This is a genomic window from Cochlodiniinecator piscidefendens (assembly GCF_011326755.1).
In the GTDB taxonomy this organism is placed as follows: domain Bacteria; phylum Pseudomonadota; class Alphaproteobacteria; order Rhodobacterales; family Rhodobacteraceae; genus Cochlodiniinecator; species Cochlodiniinecator piscidefendens.
In genome coordinates, this window is the sequence record NZ_JAAOIE010000010.1 from 39,554 (window position 1) to 58,077 (window position 18,524).

Sequence of the window (18,524 nt, forward strand, 5' to 3'; positions counted from 1 at the left end):
TGCACCCCTTTATGTGCCGGGCGACCGCTTGTTTGCCCGGCAATTTTCCAACAGCTGAAGAGTTACGCTCATGAACTTCAGAACATTTGCCGCTTTCGTGGGGCCGTCCATCGTTATGATGCTGCTGTTCATCGCGTTTCCGTTGATTAGCGTCTTTACGCAAAGCTTTTACATTACACAGCCTATTTATGAGGTCGTAGAAGTTGAAACGTGCACCCCAGGGTTCCTTACGCAGACATGTGTGACCGAGGAAAATTCGGTGCCTATTTTAGATGAGCACGGGGAAATCGTTACGAAGACGGAGTTTGTTGGCTTACAAAGTTATAGAAACGTTCTCGAATTGGATCGGGTTTGGACCGCATTTAGAGAGGGTAGCTGGACAGCATTTCAGACAATTGATTTCTGGAAAGCGCTGCGTTTCACACTCACGTTTACTCTGATTACATTACCCTTAAACTTGGGTGTCGGTCTTGGCATTGCATTGATGATAAATAACGCGGCGAAATCCATCCGTGGTCCTGTAATTTTTATCTCATTACTACCGTTTATCATTACGCCGGTAATTGGGGCTCTTTCAATTAACTGGCTATTTCGCGGCGATGGTATTTTGACCGCAATAATGGAGTGGTACTCTGGCCGTGACATCGCATTATTTGCTCAGGCGTGGACAATCGAAATATTGATGATGCTCTACCGGGTTTGGCATGTCGCACCTTTTGCTGGAATCGTACTTTATGCCGGGCTGCAGACTGTCAATCAGGACAGCTTGGAAAGCGCTTTAATTGATGGTGCTTCGCGTTGGCAGCGGATGCGTTACGTCATAATCCCACATTTGATGCCGCTCATTACTTTTATTTCCATGATCCATCTTATGGATAGCTATCGCGTATTCGAAGAAATTGTTGGTTTTTCAAGCCAAGGTCACGTGATTTCCCTACAATGGTTGACTTACGATTTCCTTGTTCCGGATCAGGCAGGCAACCGTTCAATCAGCCGAGCCTCAGCAAGCGCAATGCTCACCATGGTTGGAATTGTAATTCTATTGATCGCACCATTGCGCCGTACGTGGCGCGACCACAAAGGAAGCAACTGATGTCATCTCGCGCCCTTTCCCAACCTCGCAGCCTGAAACTGACTTCAGCTGGCTTCCTGCTTTTGTGGTGTATTGCCGCCGCTTTTCCGATCCTATGGATCACAGTGATGAGCGTAAAATCCCCTGTGGATGCTTTCGATGGAAACGCCCTAAATGTAATATTCGGGCCAGCAACACTCGCAGCTGGACAGGGCATTTCAGTTTTAGATATAATTCTTTGGATGTTTAGTCTTTGGGGCGCATTTATTTTAACCGCCCGTGTGGCGCCACGCATGGTCACAAGTTACGCGCCGCCCAAGGCTCTTTGGCTAGGTTGGATGATTGCAATTGCGGTACTATTTATTGGCGCAATTGTGTGGTTTTTTTCGATCTTCCCCGGACTCTCAGACAATTTGTCTCCGTGGCTTGGCCCGCTTGGGCGCGATGGGATTGGCTTTACAACCGAACATTACAAAACGGTCTGGGTGGAACGCGGTTTTTTTAACAATTTCCAGAACTCCTTGATCGTGACTGTTGGGGTTGTGACCATTTCGCTGTCCGTTGGCACGCTCGCTGGTTATGGTCTCGCGCGCTCAGGATCGACATTGGCTTTCTGGATTCTCATTATTGCGCTGATTTTTCGCGCGCTGCCCCATTCGGTCCTGGTTGCAGGTTACCTGCCTGTATTTATCTCTTCCGCAGAATGGCTCGCTCCTATTTTGGGCGAGAATGCCCCGACGTTGTACGGTAAACCTTGGGCGGTAATTGCGGTTCTTGTGGCCATCAACCAACCCTTTACAATTTGGATGCTGCGCTCATTCTTTCAAAACATCCCGGCGGACCTCGACGAGGCTGCGCGCGTAGATGGATGCAGCCACTTTCAAGCATTTCGTAGGGTGATTATGCCGGTTATGTGGCCTGGGGTGATAACAACAGGGCTGTTTAGTTTTCTTCTGGGATATAATGATTTTCTCGTGACTTCGCTGCTGCTGGATGCACAAAACCAGACCATGGTTCCGGCTATTGCAGGTATGTTTAACCGAGAAACCACAACCACAGATCAGGTGGTTGCCGTTGCGGCCGCCGTATCCATCACAGCCCCTTTGTTCATTTTGGTCATGGTGTTTCAGCGCCAGATCGTCAGCGGCCTAACCGCAGGCGCGGTGAAAGGCTGATGAGCTGTAACGCACGTCATAACGCCCTTGGTCGGCATCCTGCATTGAACCGGATGCCACGGGATTTTCTGAGCCGCTTTTAAGTTTTGAGCCCCAGAAACCAACGGTAATTAGGAGAGTAAGATGAAAGGTTCACGTCCAGAGCAGGCGGTTCTAACCCGCGATACGGATATGTCCAAAACCGAAGACACCCGCCGGGTGATCGAGACCATGGTAGATGGCTTAAATGACCATCGGATCGATGACATTGGCGATTTCTTCACCCAGGGGTTTCGCTGGATGGGCAATCAAGGCTGCGGTACAAAAAACGGTCTGGAGGAATTTCAAAACAACTGGCAACGCCCTTTTCAGGCGGCTTTCTCAGACAAGGTCTGCATCGATGAGGCGCGTCTTTACATGGGGGAATGGGCTGCTGCCTTTGGCCGTCAAGAGGCCACTCATAGTGGAGAGTTTCTAGGTATTGCTGCCACCGGAAAGCGGGTCGAAATTCGCTATATGGATTTTTGGAAAGTTATCGATGGTAAGATTGTAGACAACTGGGTGAACGTGGATTTTCCCCATGTTGCCGCCCAACTTGGGGTTGATCTGTTTAACGGTGAAGGCTGGGAAACCTATGATCGCAGTGAAAAAACACCTTCTTCCCCTGAAACCACATCTGCTTAAGACGTAAGGAAAACGTTATGACTATCGAGTATCTCAAACGCGGCAAACCTGACGCAGATCGTGCTGAGGATGACGCGAAAACCCGCGCCGTGGTTGAAGCGACGCTGCTAAACATCGAAACCCGCGGCGATATCGCAGTGCGTGAGCTTAGCAATAAGTTTGACAACTACTCGCCTGCGTCCTTCCGCCTCAGCCAAGATGAAATTGACACGTTGATCGCACAGCTTTCTGTACGAGAACTGGAAGACATTAAATTTGCACAAGAGCAGGTGGTTAAATTTGCTCAAGCGCAACGAGATTCTATGCTAGACATCGAAGTTGAGACCATGCCCGGCGTTATCCTTGGCCACAAGAATATTCCCGTGCAATCTGTGGGCTGTTATGTGCCCGGTGGAAAATTTCCGATGGTGGCATCTGCCCATATGTCGGTCGCCACGGCCAAGGTCGCGGGTGTCCCGCGTATCATCGCCTGCACCCCGCCATTCAACGGGAAGCCTAACCCTGCAGTGATCGCCGCGATGTATCTTGGCGGGGCGCATGAAATCTATGTCATGGGTGGCATTCAGGCGATTGGCGCAATGGCTTTGGGTACGGAAACCATTGATCCAGTGCATATGCTCGTCGGTCCAGGTAATGCTTTTGTAGCAGAGGCCAAGCGCCAGTTGTTTGGTCGAGTGGGCATCGACCTGTTTGCAGGCCCTACCGAGACCATGGTGATCGCTGATGAAATGACTGCAGACGGTGAACTTTGCGCGACCGATCTGCTTGGGCAGGCCGAACACGGCTATAATAGCCCAGCAGTTTTACTGACAAATTCACGCAAGCTAGCTGATGATACGCTTGCAGAAATTGATCGATTATTGGAAATTTTACCTACTGCCGATACCGCCCGTGTCAGTTGGCAAGAATACGGCGAAATTATCGTCTGTGACACCTACGATGAAATGCTGACAGTGGCTGATGAGATTGCATCAGAACATGTTCAGGTGATGACAGATCGCGATGATTGGTTCCTTGAGAACATGACCTGCTATGGTGCATTGTTCCTTGGTTCACGCACAAATGTTTCTAACGGCGACAAAGTCATCGGTACGAACCATACTCTGCCGACTAAAAAGGCGGGGCGCTATACAGGTGGTTTGTGGGTTGGAAAATACCTGAAGACACACAGCTATCAACGGGTCACAACCGACGAAGCCGCAACTTTGATCGGGGAATATGGCTCGCGGCTATGCATGCTCGAAGGCTTTGTCGGTCATGCAGAACAATGCAATGTGCGTGTGCGCCGCTATGGCGGTATCAACGTACCTTATGGCAAAGCCGCCCCCTATCGCGAGGCTGCTGAATGAGTAACCGCCATTCGGAACACAAAGCATTGGTCGCGCCTTTGCGCGCGGCCATGTATGACTTTAACGCAGACCGGGTACGGGCTGCGTTAGATGAACTGGCTGTGCCAGAAGCAGTGTTTCGCATGTGTCATCCGATTGGCACTATTCTAGGCGCGCAGGCGTTTTATGCAGAAGCCTACGCGCCTCTTTTTATTGCGATTCCTGATTTGGAGCGACGCGATACGATTGTCATCGCAGGGGCTGATGATCACGATCAAGATTGGGTCGGCTGTGCGGGATATTACACAGGCACATTTGCGGCTCCTTGGTTAGACATTCCGCCAACTGGTCATCAAATTGGGATGCGATTTCACGAGTTTTACCGATTTTGCGACGGCAAGCTGGTCGAATTACATGCAATCTGGGACATCCCTGAAGTCATGATGCAAGCCAGTGCTTGGCCAATGGCGCCGAGTTTGGGGCGTGAATGGCAGGTGCCGGGGCCGGCAACTCAGGATGGGGTCGTATCAAATCATGACCCAGATATGGGTCAGGACACCTGCCGGTTGGTTCTCGATATGCTGGATTATTTGCAACGCCACCCTGCACAAGGTGGTCCGGAGACCATGGAGATGGATCGGTTTTGGCACCCTCGTATGAACTGGTATGGACCAGCAGGGATCGGAACCTGTCGCGGTATTTCGGGGTTTCGCAACTGGCACCAAATCCCGTTTTTGGCAGCGATGCCTGACCGGGGCCAATTCCCGAATGAAGCCACGCATCACTTCTTTGGCGACGCAAATTACGCTGCCGTCACAGGCTGGCCAAACATGACGCAAACCCTATCCTACGGTGGTTGGCTCGGTATAGCTCCCACAGAGAAGAAAATATCACTACGCTCACTGGATTTCTGGCGGGTCGAGGGGGGCTTGATCCGCGAAAATTGGGTGCTTCTGGACTTTTTGGATATCTATAGGCAGCTTGGGGTGGATGTTCTGGCCCGCCTGCGCGAATTTAATAAAGCTCGCAACTTGGGCGCGATCGACATTCACACAGGACAAATTGAATGACCCACCTTCCCCGTACACCTTCAATCTCGCTGGCTGGTAAAGTTGCTTTGGTCACTGGCGCATCTTCGGGCATTGGGCAAGGTTGCGCAGTGGCGCTGGCTGAGGCGGGGGCACATGTGATCTGCGCTGCGCGCGGAATGGATCGGTTGCAAGACACTGTAAAGGCTATACAAGCGGAAGGATATTCAGCCGAGGCATTGGCTTTGGATCAGAGCGATCTATCTGCGCTAGAACCTGCAATGTCACGGAGTTTTGACGTTGTAGTCAACTCGGCTGGCCTGGCACGTCATGGCCCGGCCGTGGATACAACACCTAAAGATTTCGACGCAGTTATCGGGGTCAATTTGCGGTCGGCGTATTTCTTGTCAGCCTATGCAGCCCGTGCAATGCAAGCAGCAGGAAAGCCTGGAACGATCATTCATATTTCTAGTCAGATGGGACATGTGGGTGGCGTTGATCGCGCACTCTACTGCGCTACGAAACACGGGCTTGAGGGTATGGTGAAAGCTATGGCCATCGAATGGGGAAAATCTGCGGTTCGGATCAATACGATCTGTCCGACCTTTATTCGTACGCCACTGACACAGTCGACTTTTGACAATCTGGAACGTGCGGCATGGATTATGGACAAAATTAAACTGCCTCGGGTGGGCGAAGTTGAGGATATCATGGGTGCGGTACTTTATCTAGCATCAGATCTGTCAAACATGGTCACGGGAACGGCAATGATGATCGACGGAGGTTGGACTGCAGGCTGATGGTAGACAAGGTCACATCACTTCAAGTCGCCGAGCGCGCAGGCGTCAGCCAGTCGGCAGTTAGCCGGGTGTTTACGCCAGGCGCATCTGTTAGTAAAAAGACGGCAGAAAAGGTACGTAAGGCAGCCCAGGATTTAGGCTACCGTCCAAATGTGCTGGCGCGTGCAATGGTCTCCGGTAAAAGCCGCATCATCGGGCTGGTTGTAGCTTATCTGGACAACTATTTTTATCCGACAGCGTTGGAAAAACTATCCAATGAACTGCAAGAACAAGGCTACCATGTCCTGATTTTCATGGCTTCGAAAACTGCCGGGAATGTAGATGATGTAATCGAAGAAATTCTCGATTATCAAGTAGATGGAATTGTTGTTGCTTCGGTCGCAATGTCATCGGAAATCACCACACGCTGCCAACAAGCAGGAGTTCCGGTGGTATTGTTCAACCGCTCGCAGGACATTGATGGAATTAGCACAGTAACATCAGATAACTATGCAGGCGGGCGCAAAGTGGCTGAGTTTCTGATCGCCGGTGGCCATCGGCAGATTGGATATATTGCCGGCTGGGAAGGGGCATCTACCCAGCGTGATCGAGAAGCCGGGTTTGCTGAGGCCCTAACGCAAGCCGGTCAGAATATCTATGCACGCGAGGTTGGTGATTTTCGGACCGAGGCTGCACAAAACGCAGCGCGCCGAATGTTTGCAACTGATAATTATCCCGATGCGGTTTTTGTCGCCAATGATCATATGGCTATTGCTGTGCTGGACGTGATCCGAGGAGAGTTGAGCCTGTCTGTACCCGACGATGTTTCGGTTATTGGTTATGATGATGTGCCCCCGGCAAGCTGGGCCGCTTATAACCTTACGACGGTTCGCCAGCGCGCCAATCTGATGGTACGCGATACAGTGGCAGCTTTAATCGATCAGATTACATCGCCCGAAACAGCCCAAACCGTGCAAACAAAAATTGATGGTCCTTTGATCATTCGCGGGTCTGCTCGCGTGCCCAAAAACTGGAAGGAAGAAAAGTAGATGCAGGGTTTTGACAAAAAGTTCAAAGACTTCCCCGATTACATCATCGGCATCACAAAAGAAATCTGGGAAGGTCGCAACATCGCGACCCTGCACGACTATTACGCCAAAAATATTGTTGTGCGGATGCCTGGCTCTGTGTCTACCGGAAATCAGGGCGTGATTGGCGCGACCATGGCTACATTGGCTGAGTTTCCCGACCGCACACTTCTGGGCGAAGATGTGATCTGGTCAGGTACACCCGACGTTGGAATGCTTAGCTCGCATCGCATTATGTCGACAGCGACCCACCTTGGGGACGGAGTTTATGGTAAGGCAACGGGCAAAAAATTACGCTATCGGATTATTGCTGACTGTCACGCTAAGAACAACGCGATCGATGATGAGTGGCTGATCCGCGATCAAGGTGCAATTGTACGTCAGATGGGCTGGGAACCCAAAGAATATGCTGCGGATTTGATCCGGCGTGAAGGTGGGCTTACGGCTTGCACCCATCCCTTGACTCCAAACAATGACATCGATGGTCCCTATAAGGGTCACGGAAATGACAATGAATGGGGACAGAAATACGCTGATGTTCTGACACGGATCATGAATGCTGATATGGGGGTGATCCAATCTGATTACGATCGCGCGGTCTTGACCGAATACGCGGGTGGACTGACAGGATCGAGCTGGAGTCCGGTCGAACGGTTTTGGATGGGGTTACGCGCCTCATTTCCTAACGCTGAATTTCACATTCACCACCAGATTGGCCGTGAAGATCCACTGATGCCGCCCCGCGCGGCTCTACGCTGGAGTCTTTGGGGCAAACACGACGGGTGGGGCACCTTTGGGGAGCCAACTGGTGCTGAGATCTATGTGCTTGGCGCAAGCCATGCCGAGTTTGGCCCATGGGGCTTGAGGCGAGAATTTTCACTCTTTGATGAAACCACGGTTTGGAAGCAGATCTTGATGCATACAGGCGAGGTCTGAGTGATCTGCCATTTCTCATATCGGTTAAACGCCACTCAGGCTGCACAGCGGTTTCATGCCCATCGCGCCAGCCTACGTGCGCGCCGCTTGAATAATCGGCCACCGGGACAAGGGGAGACCGCCCTCCCCTTAATTCTCTCGTGATAGGACTAAAAATGAGCACAGTTCAAAACCGCATCGTTCGCTACGGCGACCTGAAACCCTGTAAAACCGCCTTTATTGACGCTCACACACCCGGGTCAGACCAAAAAGAAAACTTTACCATTATCGGCGGGGGGGTTTCGGAAAGCCCTGATCAACATGTACACATCGCCGACAAAATCGGTTTTAATATAGGAGCCGCTGGTCAGCCTCCAAAATGTCGGAACTCTTTACACAGTCATACTACAGCTGAAGTATTCTTTGTTGCAAAGGGACGCTGGCGTTTCTTCTGGGGGCTGCACGGCACGGCGGGTGAATTTACTGCCGAGGAAGGTGATATTTTTAACATTCCCACGGGGATTTTTCGCGGATTTGAAAACATCGGAACGGACTATGGGATGATCATGGCTGTGCTAGGTGGAGACGATGCTGGAGGCGGTGTTACCTGGGCTCCACACGTTATCGAAGAGGCGCAAGCACATGGGCTAATGCTCGGCGACAACGGCGTTTTATATGACAGTAAAAAGGGTCAAAATTTGCCCCATAATGTGCGTCCAATGCCGGTGCTCAGTGAAGAAGAGCTGAAGCTTTTTCCGGAGGTGCCTGTAGATGCTGTTGTTGGCAAATACGTTGCCCGCTATTGGGATCTGATGGCGCTTGGAGCTAAAGAACCAGCCCGTGTGATCGGTGAAAATGGTATTATTCAGGATAAGCCGGGATTCGAGGTTGATTTCTTGACTCGTGGGTCAGCTGAGACATTGCCTGTAAAGGTCGACAAGCCTGTGGTTTTGATGCCAATGCGCGGCCATTGGAGGATCAATGTGGATGGCTATGAAGTGTCGTTATCCAACGGAGATACAGCTCTTGTTATGCCCGGTGAGACGTATGTTGCAGAGCCTTCAATGACTGGTGAGGCGAGCCTCTATCGTATTACCGCGACCGGAGATACAGCCGGAACGACTTGGGTGGGCGCATAGCTTTTTGCCGGACGTATGATGCGTCCGGCATTGGAACAGGGTCTTCAGATGACATATAAAACCCCTCTTTTATTAATCCCAGGTATGATGTGCGATGCCCGGTTATTTAGCCCGCAAATTGCTCAGTTTTCAGGTACACGAGCCATACAAATCGCTCCAATTTCCGAATTTGACAACGTCGAAGCACTGGCCGCTGGCATATTGTCAAGTGCTCCAGATCGCTTTGCTTTAGCTGGGTTATCTATGGGTGGGATTGTTGCGATGGAGGTTCTACGTCAAGCCTCCAATCGTGTTGAACGGATCGCACTCCTAGACACCAATCCTCGCGCTGAGCTAGATCTGATCAAGGAAAGACGCGGGCCTCAAATGGATGCGGTGCGCGCAGGGAAGCTCGAACAAATAATGTGCGAACAGATGATTCCCAACTATACTCATGATGGGGTCGATACGCCTGAAATTGACGCCTTATGCTTACGCATGGCATTGGATTTGGGGCCAAAGGTGTTTTTACGCCAGTCGTTAGCATTAATGAAACGTCCGGCACAAATGGACACGCTCGCCACGTATCAAGGGCCCGCGTCGGTTCTTGTCGGTGAAAGTGACAAGCTTTGTCCTCTCGACCGACATACGCAAATGGCAGGTCTGCTGCCCAATGCGCAACTCAACATAATTCCCGGTGCAGGCCATTTGACCACGCTGGAACAGCCTGACTTAACAAACGCAGTACTTACTCGCTGGCTGGAGGCCACATGACCCCCCCGATTACCAACGACCTTCTTAAAATACTACGCATAGTCGATACCCCCACAGTCTGTAACGCAATTGAGGTAGCCCAGGGGCAGCGAGGGTTTAATCACTTCACTCGTGGCACAATGCTATGTTCAGATCCAGAAGGTGCTGCTGTTGTGGGCCGTGCCCGCACTGCAAAAATCGCTGCTGTAAATCCGCCGACGGAAGACCCAGACGTGATTAGAACTCGGCGAATGGCGTACTATCGATACATGGCCGAAGGTAATCAGCCCTCGGTAGCAGTGGTCGAGGACATAGATTACCCCCATTGCATCGGTGCCTATTGGGGCGAGATTAACACAACCGTTCACAAAGGTTTTGGTATGTCTGGTGCGCTGACCAATGGTGTGATGCGGGACCTAGGCGATCTACCCCAAGGTTTCCCGGTTGTAGCCGGATCAATCGGCCCTAGCCATGGATTTGTTCATGTTCGTGAGTTGAACACCCCCGTTGAGGTTTTTGGCCTGAAAATTCGTCCCGGCGAACTTATCCACGCTGACCGCCATGGCGCGCTCGTAGTGCCCGAGGATATTATCCCTCAGCTACCGGACGCGATTGAAAAGCTATTGAAAACTGAACGGGTGATCTTGGACGCCGCCAGGGAAAAGGGCTTCGATTTCGATGCCTTTGAAGTGGCTTGGCAAAGATTTGAAGCATCCCGCACCTGATTTGGCAAATATCTTAGCCCCCTAGAAACGGCTTGGGTATTCTCAATCAGATTCTTCACATACGATCTGATAAGGAGTATATGTGGGTCTCTCGGAAGATGACTTAAATTCGCCCGGATCATTGCCACACTTGGATTTGGGGCTAAACTTCAGCAGTTAACCCCTGCTGCCAAGGCACAAGCCCGCTTTTGATTGCATCGTTTCTCTTTCATGGCCCAGCTTGCAGCCTTGCGTCGCGCACTAAGCCTAATTTTTTTTCTAGCGTTTTCTCAGAAGACAACTTTTTCAGTTTGGCATTTTGCCTCAAACGCAGGACATTTCAGGGGGGGCAGGTCAACAAGCTTGAAACAACGAAACGTCGAGGAGTGAAGGAAGGTATAAACTGAGTGGATCAATGATCGATCAGTGTATGATTAAGTATCAAGCACTTCTATTACACTCATACCAGCTTTCAAACCAGCTTTGACTCCTTGGGGAGAGTCTTCAAATACAATTACATCTGAGGCAGCTACTCGCAACGAAGACGCGCCTAATGCAAAAATATCGGGTGTAGGTTTCGGGCGAACATCGTCAGAAATCGATATAACATGGTCAAACGCGTCAACGATCCCGACCGCCCTCAACGACGCTAGCGCCACGTCTCTCTCCGCATTCGTACCAACAGCCATCGGCAGTACACCTTGCAAGTTGCGTACCAATGCAACCGTTTCCGCGATTGGCCCAACATTGTGACTGCGTTGAATAAAGGCAGAAATGCTATCGCTTATCGCTTGATCCACCGACATCTCAAGCTGAAACTCCTGTGCGAACGCATTCAAGATACTACTACGATCAAGGCCAGTTCGACTATTATACCAAGCAGCATCCATAACGTGGCCCTGTGCACCCACGGCCGAAACAAAGGACGCAAAATGCTCATGTTCGCTGCGTACTAACGTTCCATCGCAATCAAAAATAGCGGCTTTGAAACCTCCGTCAGACAGCACCTGCATCCAGTCGTTTGAACAAATGCTGCGCGTGTTTCCGTCAGCATGATAGAGTGAATGAATCATTGGGATCAGTTATCCTATTAGGTGGTTAGCACTGCACGATTTGCAGTGTCTGAGACAGAGTTTCGAGAGAAAGCGGTTTGGGTAAACACATCACTTGTTGTTGGTTTTCCGTCGTCAGGTGGTCCACGGTTTGCGCACGCCCAGAAACCACAACAACATTTCTACTGGGAAAAAGCTCTAGGAAGTATCGGACCAATTCCCACCCATCAGGCCCCGGCCCTAAGTCGATATCAGTGAGTAAGAGATCATAGGAATTTAGCGATATCAGTCGTTTTGCCTCTTGAACATTCACTGCTTGGTCAACGATAAATCCGCACGTTTCCAATAGCACAAATGCATGCTTTCGCGCTCGTTCGTCATCCTCAACCAACAACACCTTATGATTTTCATAACAAGGCAAGACCTCAGATACATCTGCAACCACCGGCAACGTAAGCGTAATTGTGGTGCCCTGCCCCGGTTTACTTGAGATCTGGACGTCTCCGCCAGTTTGCTTGATAAATCCATAAACTATGGACAAACCAAGCCCTGTCCCACCTTCGGAATGACGTGTCGTATAAAAAGGCTCTACGGCTCGCTTGAGAACCTCAGGTGACATACCTGACCCGGTGTCAGAAACACGAATAATCGCCTCTTTGGTACCTTCACAATCCAATAAAACATTGATCTGACCAATATCGGCAATTGCATTGTTGCTGTTCAAAATGAGGTTGAACAATGTACTTTCCAACTGCCCAGGATCAACCGAAATAAAAATGGGATTATCGGAATAGCGAATATTTAGTTCGACATTAGGTTTTAGACTGATTTCAATCAAATCTGCCAACCCCGCAACCAACAAATTCAAATCAACCACTTCCGGCGTGAGCTGCTGCTTTTTCGCGAAAGCCAACAAACGCTGGGTCAGAGAAGTACCATATTCGACAGCCGCTATAATCGCATTTAGGGCCGGACGGTCCTGCGTTGCTCCTTCGCGTTCCATCAAGTGAGCATGGGTATTTATTGATGACAAAACATTAGCAAAGTCATGGGCGGTGTCGCCCGCCATTTTTCCCAACGTTTCAATACGATCAATTTGTTGCAATCGCTCGATGAGCTGCCGCCGTTCCGTTACATCAGAACATAACCAAACCCGGCCATCATCTGGTAATCGACTAGCCCTCATTTCGATGAACTTCCCGTCATCGCCCTGCAATTCACAAAAGCCACGGTGATCATGCGCAAGCCCTTGAGCGGCCTGTTCAAATGGACTCGATTTAAGAAGATCAATCAAAGTGAGCGTTCCGTTATCATGCCTCGGCTGACCAAGCATTTTGGAAAATGCGCGGTTCACAGCGGTCAAACGCCCCGAAGAATCCGCTATAGCTACTCCGTCAGAAATGTTGACGAATACTTTTTGGAACAGAGTGTTACGTTGATTTAACTGTCGATTTGACCTGTCCAATCTCAAAGCGTTTGCGCGAAACGAACGAAATGACCGCAGCAAATCACCTATTTCATCATCTTTCATAGCATGACGCGGCAGCACGCTACTGCGATCTCCGCTGGCCAAACGCACCATCGCAGCTGACACGCGTGCAATGTTAAACGTAACATAGCGAGACACATAAATTGCCGACACGAGTGCGACGGCAAGACTCGCCAAAGCAATACCAACAACTATCGCTTTCACGAGCTGTATCATTGACGAGGAACGGCTACGCTCATCCGCAAGATATCGTTCGGCCTCCTGCGCATAAACACTAGCCAATTCACTAATATGCCCAGCATCAAACCGGATGCGGAATAAGGCATTTTGCGCAGAAAGGTTCGCCGATAATTCATGCCGCCGCTGCTCGAACAGGCCATCATTCCCTTCGGTCAAAGCGACTATTTGCATCAAGAAGCTCTGCTGTTCGTCGGTCAGCTCTTGACCGTTTAACTCTCGGTGTTGATTGGCAAATCGGCGGCGTTCTTCGCCAACTCCGATTTGGTTCCCTACCACCACTGCGTTTAGTGCTGCAGTGGTCATGCTTTGCAATCCCCACCATCTGATCTGATCGTTTTCAGGTGTCCCTGAGGCACTACGTTCGGCGGCAGCTTGTCGGCGCAACCGACTTAATTCACTTGCCACTTGATGAAGTTCACTTTGGATTGTCTCTAACCGCGAGGACGCCGCGACCAAATCCCCAACGCCATCTGCGATTCTCTGAATTGCAGATGCAACCTCGACATTGCTTCCGACTAACGTTCCAAATCCGCCGGCAGGCCACTCAGAGCGCACTTCGCTCAAAGCGGAAATTAGGTTTTGACCTTCTTGATTAATCAGAAAATTAGATCTCTGATTCAATAGGTATGGGGCCGAAGTCGCCAAATCTGTCGATCGTTTGGACAAATTGAGTGCAAGTGCAACCTCGCTCAATGTCTGGCGATGTAATTCTTGTAAGCGCTTATCTACCCGCTCCAACGAAACCCAAGTCACGGCACCAATCAACAAGGTTGCCAAAGACAGCAAAGCTAGAGCCATCCACAGACGGCCACGAATACTACGAAGAGAAAACTTGCCTATCACGACATCGGGCTTTGCAATTCAGCAACAAAAATATACCCCTGCCCACGCCGTGTTTGCAGGTGCACTGGCTTAGATGGATTTTCTTCAATTTTCCGACGCAATCTTAGGATCAATACATCAATCGTACGATCCATATAGCGACTTAGATCGCTCCCGATTTCAGCCAACAACTCAACACGCGTTACTATTTGGTTAGGGCGTTGCAAGAAATACTCCAGCAATCGATATTCCGCATTGGTTAGGGGAACTTCTTGCCCTGTGTCATTTTGCACAATCCGCAAGGATGGATCAACACTCATTCGCCCAAAGACAATGCTATTTGGGGATGGCTTATGTGTTATAACGGGCCCAGCCCCGACATGGTCATATCTGCGCAACACAGCTCGAATTCTGGCAATCAATTCGCGTGGGTTAAAAGGCTTAAGAAGGTAGTCATCTGCTCCAACCTCAAGTCCCACAATTTTATCCGTCTCTCCACCAACGCCAGTCAGCATTACGATCGGAAGATCATATTGAGTTCTGATTTGCATCGCCAACGAGAGACCCGATTCACCTGACAATTTCAGATCAATAAGCACCAAAACCAAACTCTGCGGCGCCTCCAACGCAAAGAAATCGGCACTTCCGGCCATGGGCACAGGATCAAAATCATTTTCGCGCAGCAATGCAACCAAAGCATCACGCATTGTGGCTTCGTCATCTACGATCCCAATTCTTGGCCGCTGTATCACCGGTGCCCCGCCCTGTTGATCTAAAATGACTTTATCTTCTCTCACCCGACCTGTCTTATGAATTTGCGTTTCGAATATTACAAATCAGCACAGGCAACCCGCTTGCATTGTAATACTGTTAACCCAAAAGCCTATGTGTTGTAGTTTTGTTAATCGTGTTGTTCTCACGCATTTCAGGTCTTGAGCTAAGGTTCATTATCCGATTGCACCGGGAGGGTGACAACGGGTCAATACCGGGAGAACACCAATGAATAAAACCACAGTTATTTCTGCGGCTATTTTTACCGCCGTTTGCGCCACGGGCGCACAGGCAGACGAACTTAATGTTATCTGTAGCGCTGAGCAAGAATGGTGCGAACTGATGGTCGCTGCATTCGAAGCCGAAAACCCAGACACCGAAGTTCTGATGGTTCGCAAATCTTCAGGCGAAACCCTCGCGCAAATCCGCGCCGAGGCTGGCAACCCAAAAATCGACGTCTGGTGGGGTGGAACAGGTGATCCGCATCTGATCGCAGCAGAAGAAGGTCTGACACAAGAATCCGGGGCTTCGACTGACGAATTGCTTGGTTGGGCACGTAACATGTCAGACATTTCCAACGGACGTACCGTTGGTATTTATGCAGGTGCGTTAGGCATCGGGTATAATTCTGAAATTTTGGAAGAGCGCAACATTGAACCTCCGGCTTGCTGGATTGATCTTACAGATGCACGTTTTGCAGGTGAAATTCAGGTAGCAAACCCCAATAGTTCTGGCACTGCATATACAGAACTCGCCACATTTGTTCAGCTTTTTGGTGAAGACGAAGCATTCCGTCTTTTGGCTGAAATCGGTGAAAACGTGAATTCGTACACGCGCTCTGGTTCCGCCCCATCTAAGGCAGCCGCACGTGGCGAAACCGGTGTTTCAATCGGTTTTATGCACGATATGGTTAAGCTAGCCTCAACGGGTTTCCCTCTTGAAATCGTAGCGCCATGCGAAGGCACTGGATACGAAGTTGGCGGCCTTTCCATAATAGAAGGCGCGCGTAACCTAGAAGGTGCACAAGCTTGGGTCGAATTTGCACTGCGTGCCGACATTCAATCTCGCGCGCCCGAGGCGGATTCTTTCCAAGTCCCTTCCAATTCGAATGCCGAAGTTGCCCCTGAGTCACCCGATCTCGCATCAATCAAACTGATCGATTATGATTTCGCGACTTACGGATCTAGCGACACCCGTGCACGTTTGTTAACGCGTTGGGATGCTGAGGTAGGCGATCCAAATCCTGAGCAATAAGTTTGAAGTTCGGGCGTAATTCATTGCGCCCGAACATTCTTTGGTGATGCCGAGAAACGGGTATCACGGCCTTCCCCTTAAAAATTGAGTGTCCGATGAAACGAACAATCGTGATTTGGCTTATCGCCCTATTCATAGGTTTTGCTGTATTGCCATGGCATATGACGAATGATGGATTTCTGTCATCTGAATGGCTTGTGGGTGCAACCCCAACCACTGCATTATGGCTGATAGTTCAGGATGGGCAGTGGTGGTTAATTGGTCCATTGCTTGCAGGGCTATACATATCCTGTATTCAGCTAAGCGTTAAAAACCCAGTGCGCCGCGCGAAGTTAAGCGTTCTCGGGGCGGCCATCGGGTTGGTCCTGACGATGATCCAAGGTTTGATCATCGTACGCTCTGGCCCTCGCATTCTGAACAGTTTGTTCGAAGGGACTGCCGCCATAGACGGTCAACTGGGATTTGGACTAGGGGCTGGCCTTTGTTTGATATCCCTCTTGTTCATTCTCACCAACGCGCTGACGCAGACAGGCAAAGCACAAGGCGATGCGTTTGTAATTAGCATGATTGGCCTCATCATTGCATTGGTCGCCGTATTTGTATTTTACCCAGTTCTTCACATTCTTATTCGCGCGTTTCAGGTCGAAGACGGCTATTCATTTTATGGCTTCTTTCCACGTTTCTTTAGTAGCAGCATTTGGGGCTTGCAGTGTTTGACTGGCGGCCGAAGCTGCGGAACCGCCATTAATTCCTTATTCTTGGCAACGATGACCGGCGCAGGAACAACTTTGTTAGGGCTTTCCTTTGCTTTGATCCTGACGAGAACACAATTTCGCGCGAAAAAATTGCTACGTGTACTGACAATTATTCCAATTATCACCCCACCCTTTGTGATTGGCTTGGCCTTGATCCTGCTGTTTGGCCGCAATGGAACCATCACCGCATTCGTCGCAGATTTTTTCGATATTTCGCGCACCCGTTGGCTCTATGGATTCTGGGGCGTTTATTTTGCGCAACTCTTGTCCTTCACCCCGATCGCATTTTTGGTTTTGATTGGCGTTGTCCAAGGTGTCAGCCCATCAATGGAGGAAGCTTCACAAACCCTAGGCGCTGATCGCTGGGAAACCTTCAGGCAGGTCTCTTTGCCGCTAATGCGACCCGGACTCGCAAATGCTTTTTTGCTTGGTTTCATTGAAAGCCTCGCAGATTTTGGAAACCCATTGGTGTTGGGCGGAAACTACGGCGTACTCTCAACGGACATATATTTTGCCATTGTAGGATCTGTAGCAGATCCCGCCAACGCTGCCGTTCTATCCATCGCCTTGCTTACGCTCACCCTTTCGGCATTCTTATTGCAGCGAAAGTGGGTTGGTAAGAAATCCTATGCGACGATAACTGGTAAAGCTGATTCAGGGCAAAATGCGTCCCTCAGCCCCGGCGTAAAAGCGCTCTGTTATCTGACCGCTTTGCCGTGGGCAGCACTAACCGTCGTTGTATATTCCATGATCGTTTTCGGAAGCTTTGTTAAACTTTGGGGTTACAATCATTCTTTCACGTTTGAACACTATCTTCGCGCGTTCAGAATTGATTTCAGCAATGGCTGGCGCTTTACTGGTGTGGCTTGGGATAGCTTTTTCACCACCCTGACAATATCAAGTATCGCTGCGCCACTGACCGCATTAATAGGCCTTTCGACAGCTTACCTATTGGTCCGGCAAAAATTTGTAGGCAAAGAGGCATTTGAATTTTCAACAATGCTCAGCTTTGCCATCCCAGGTACGGTCATTGGGGTCAGCTATATCATGGCCTTCAATTTTCCACCGATTGAACTGACCGGTACCAGCATTATCCTGATTATCGTCTTTGTGTTTCGCAACATGCCTGTCGGCGTGCGGGGTGGGATTGCCGCGATGTCACAACTCGACAGCAGCTTGGACGAGGCCTCAACTACTCTTGGTGCCAACAGTTTTACCACTGTACGACGGGTAATCATGCCTTTGATGGGGCCTGCAATCTTAGCCGCTTTGACATATAGTTTTGTGCGCGCAATTACATCGGTTAGCGCAGTGATCTTTCTCGTCAGCGCACGACACAACATGGCGACGTCATTCATTGTCGGTCGTGTGGAAAACGGCGAATTTGGCATCGCCATCGCCTATTCCGCCGTTTTGATTGTCACCATGTTGATCGCGATTTTACTTTTGCAATTGCTCATTGGTACCCGCCGACTGCGTCGCACTGACCGCGTCCAACAACCCAGCTGATACCGCACA

The 18,524-nt window shown here is 50.1% G+C and carries 16 protein-coding genes; 13 read left to right on the plus strand and 3 right to left on the minus strand.

The window, feature by feature from the left end:
- Nucleotides 1-70: 70 nt before the first annotated feature.
- The 11 genes from G9C99_RS17005 to G9C99_RS17055 all read left to right on the plus strand — a co-directional run bounded on the left by G9C99_RS17005 (nt 71) and on the right by G9C99_RS17055 (nt 10,644).
- Nucleotides 71-1,093 (plus strand): carbohydrate ABC transporter permease, encoded by a 1,023-nt coding sequence (locus tag G9C99_RS17005; RefSeq protein WP_166418736.1) that lies wholly within the window; start codon nt 71-73, stop codon nt 1,091-1,093.
- Nucleotides 1,093-2,247 carry a carbohydrate ABC transporter permease gene (locus tag G9C99_RS17010; protein ID WP_205859882.1) on the plus strand — a complete coding sequence of 385 codons (1,155 nt, stop codon included), beginning with the start codon at nt 1,093-1,095 and terminating at the stop codon, nt 2,245-2,247. Before G9C99_RS17005 ends, G9C99_RS17010 begins: the two co-directional genes overlap by 1 nt.
- A 123-nt stretch (nt 2,248-2,370) precedes the next feature.
- Nucleotides 2,371-2,910 (plus strand): ester cyclase, encoded by a 540-nt coding sequence (locus G9C99_RS17015; protein ID WP_166418737.1) that lies wholly within the window; start codon nt 2,371-2,373, stop codon nt 2,908-2,910.
- A gap of 17 nt (nt 2,911-2,927) precedes the next feature.
- A complete protein-coding gene (hisD, locus tag G9C99_RS17020; RefSeq protein ID WP_166418738.1) occupies nt 2,928-4,259 on the plus strand; it encodes a histidinol dehydrogenase in 1,332 nt (443 codons plus the stop codon).
- Entirely contained in the window at nt 4,256-5,308 is a 1,053-nt protein-coding gene (locus tag G9C99_RS17025; protein WP_166418739.1) for an ester cyclase, read from the plus strand. Before hisD ends, G9C99_RS17025 begins: the two co-directional genes overlap by 4 nt.
- Nucleotides 5,305-6,066 (plus strand): SDR family NAD(P)-dependent oxidoreductase, encoded by a 762-nt coding sequence (locus G9C99_RS17030; RefSeq protein ID WP_166418740.1) that lies wholly within the window; start codon nt 5,305-5,307, stop codon nt 6,064-6,066. Before G9C99_RS17025 ends, G9C99_RS17030 begins: the two co-directional genes overlap by 4 nt.
- Nucleotides 6,066-7,094 (plus strand): LacI family DNA-binding transcriptional regulator, encoded by a 1,029-nt coding sequence (locus G9C99_RS17035; protein WP_205859883.1) that lies wholly within the window; start codon nt 6,066-6,068, stop codon nt 7,092-7,094. Before G9C99_RS17030 ends, G9C99_RS17035 begins: the two co-directional genes overlap by 1 nt.
- A complete protein-coding gene (locus tag G9C99_RS17040; protein ID WP_166418741.1) occupies nt 7,095-8,069 on the plus strand; it encodes a nuclear transport factor 2 family protein in 975 nt (324 codons plus the stop codon). It abuts the gene before it with no gap.
- Nucleotides 8,070-8,224: 155 nt separating this feature from the next.
- Nucleotides 8,225-9,187, plus strand: a complete 963-nt coding sequence (locus G9C99_RS17045) for a cupin domain-containing protein (RefSeq protein ID WP_166418742.1) — start codon at nt 8,225-8,227, stop codon at nt 9,185-9,187.
- Nucleotides 9,188-9,235: 48 nt separating this feature from the next.
- A complete protein-coding gene (locus G9C99_RS17050) occupies nt 9,236-9,940 on the plus strand; it encodes an alpha/beta fold hydrolase (protein WP_166418743.1) in 705 nt (234 codons plus the stop codon).
- Nucleotides 9,941-9,948: 8 nt separating this feature from the next.
- Nucleotides 9,949-10,644 (plus strand): RraA family protein, encoded by a 696-nt coding sequence (locus G9C99_RS17055; protein WP_166418784.1) that lies wholly within the window; start codon nt 9,949-9,951, stop codon nt 10,642-10,644.
- 413 nt (nt 10,645-11,057) lie between these two features.
- Here G9C99_RS17055 and G9C99_RS17060 read toward each other — a convergent pair whose 3' ends face one another.
- The 3 genes from G9C99_RS17060 to G9C99_RS17070 are packed head-to-tail and all read right to left on the minus strand — an operon-like array spanning nt 11,058 to nt 15,023.
- The gene (locus G9C99_RS17060) at nt 11,058-11,696 is read right to left on the minus strand and encodes an HAD family hydrolase (RefSeq protein ID WP_166418744.1); all 639 of its coding nucleotides are present in this window, start codon (nt 11,694-11,696) and stop codon (nt 11,058-11,060) included.
- Between the two features lie 25 nt (nt 11,697-11,721).
- Nucleotides 11,722-14,202, minus strand: coding sequence for an ATP-binding protein (locus tag G9C99_RS17065; RefSeq protein ID WP_166418745.1), 2,481 nt, complete (start codon nt 14,200-14,202; stop codon nt 11,722-11,724).
- 41 nt (nt 14,203-14,243) lie between these two features.
- Complete coding sequence (locus G9C99_RS17070; RefSeq protein ID WP_331460028.1) at nt 14,244-15,023, minus strand: response regulator transcription factor; 780 nt, start codon at nt 15,021-15,023, stop codon at nt 14,244-14,246.
- A gap of 202 nt (nt 15,024-15,225) precedes the next feature.
- Between G9C99_RS17070 and G9C99_RS17075 the strand changes: the two genes are divergently transcribed.
- Nucleotides 15,226-16,251 (plus strand): ABC transporter substrate-binding protein, encoded by a 1,026-nt coding sequence (locus G9C99_RS17075; protein WP_166418746.1) that lies wholly within the window; start codon nt 15,226-15,228, stop codon nt 16,249-16,251.
- 95 nt (nt 16,252-16,346) lie between these two features.
- Nucleotides 16,347-18,515, plus strand: coding sequence for an ABC transporter permease (locus tag G9C99_RS17080; protein ID WP_166418747.1), 2,169 nt, complete (start codon nt 16,347-16,349; stop codon nt 18,513-18,515).
- Nucleotides 18,516-18,524: the final 9 nt, after the last annotated feature.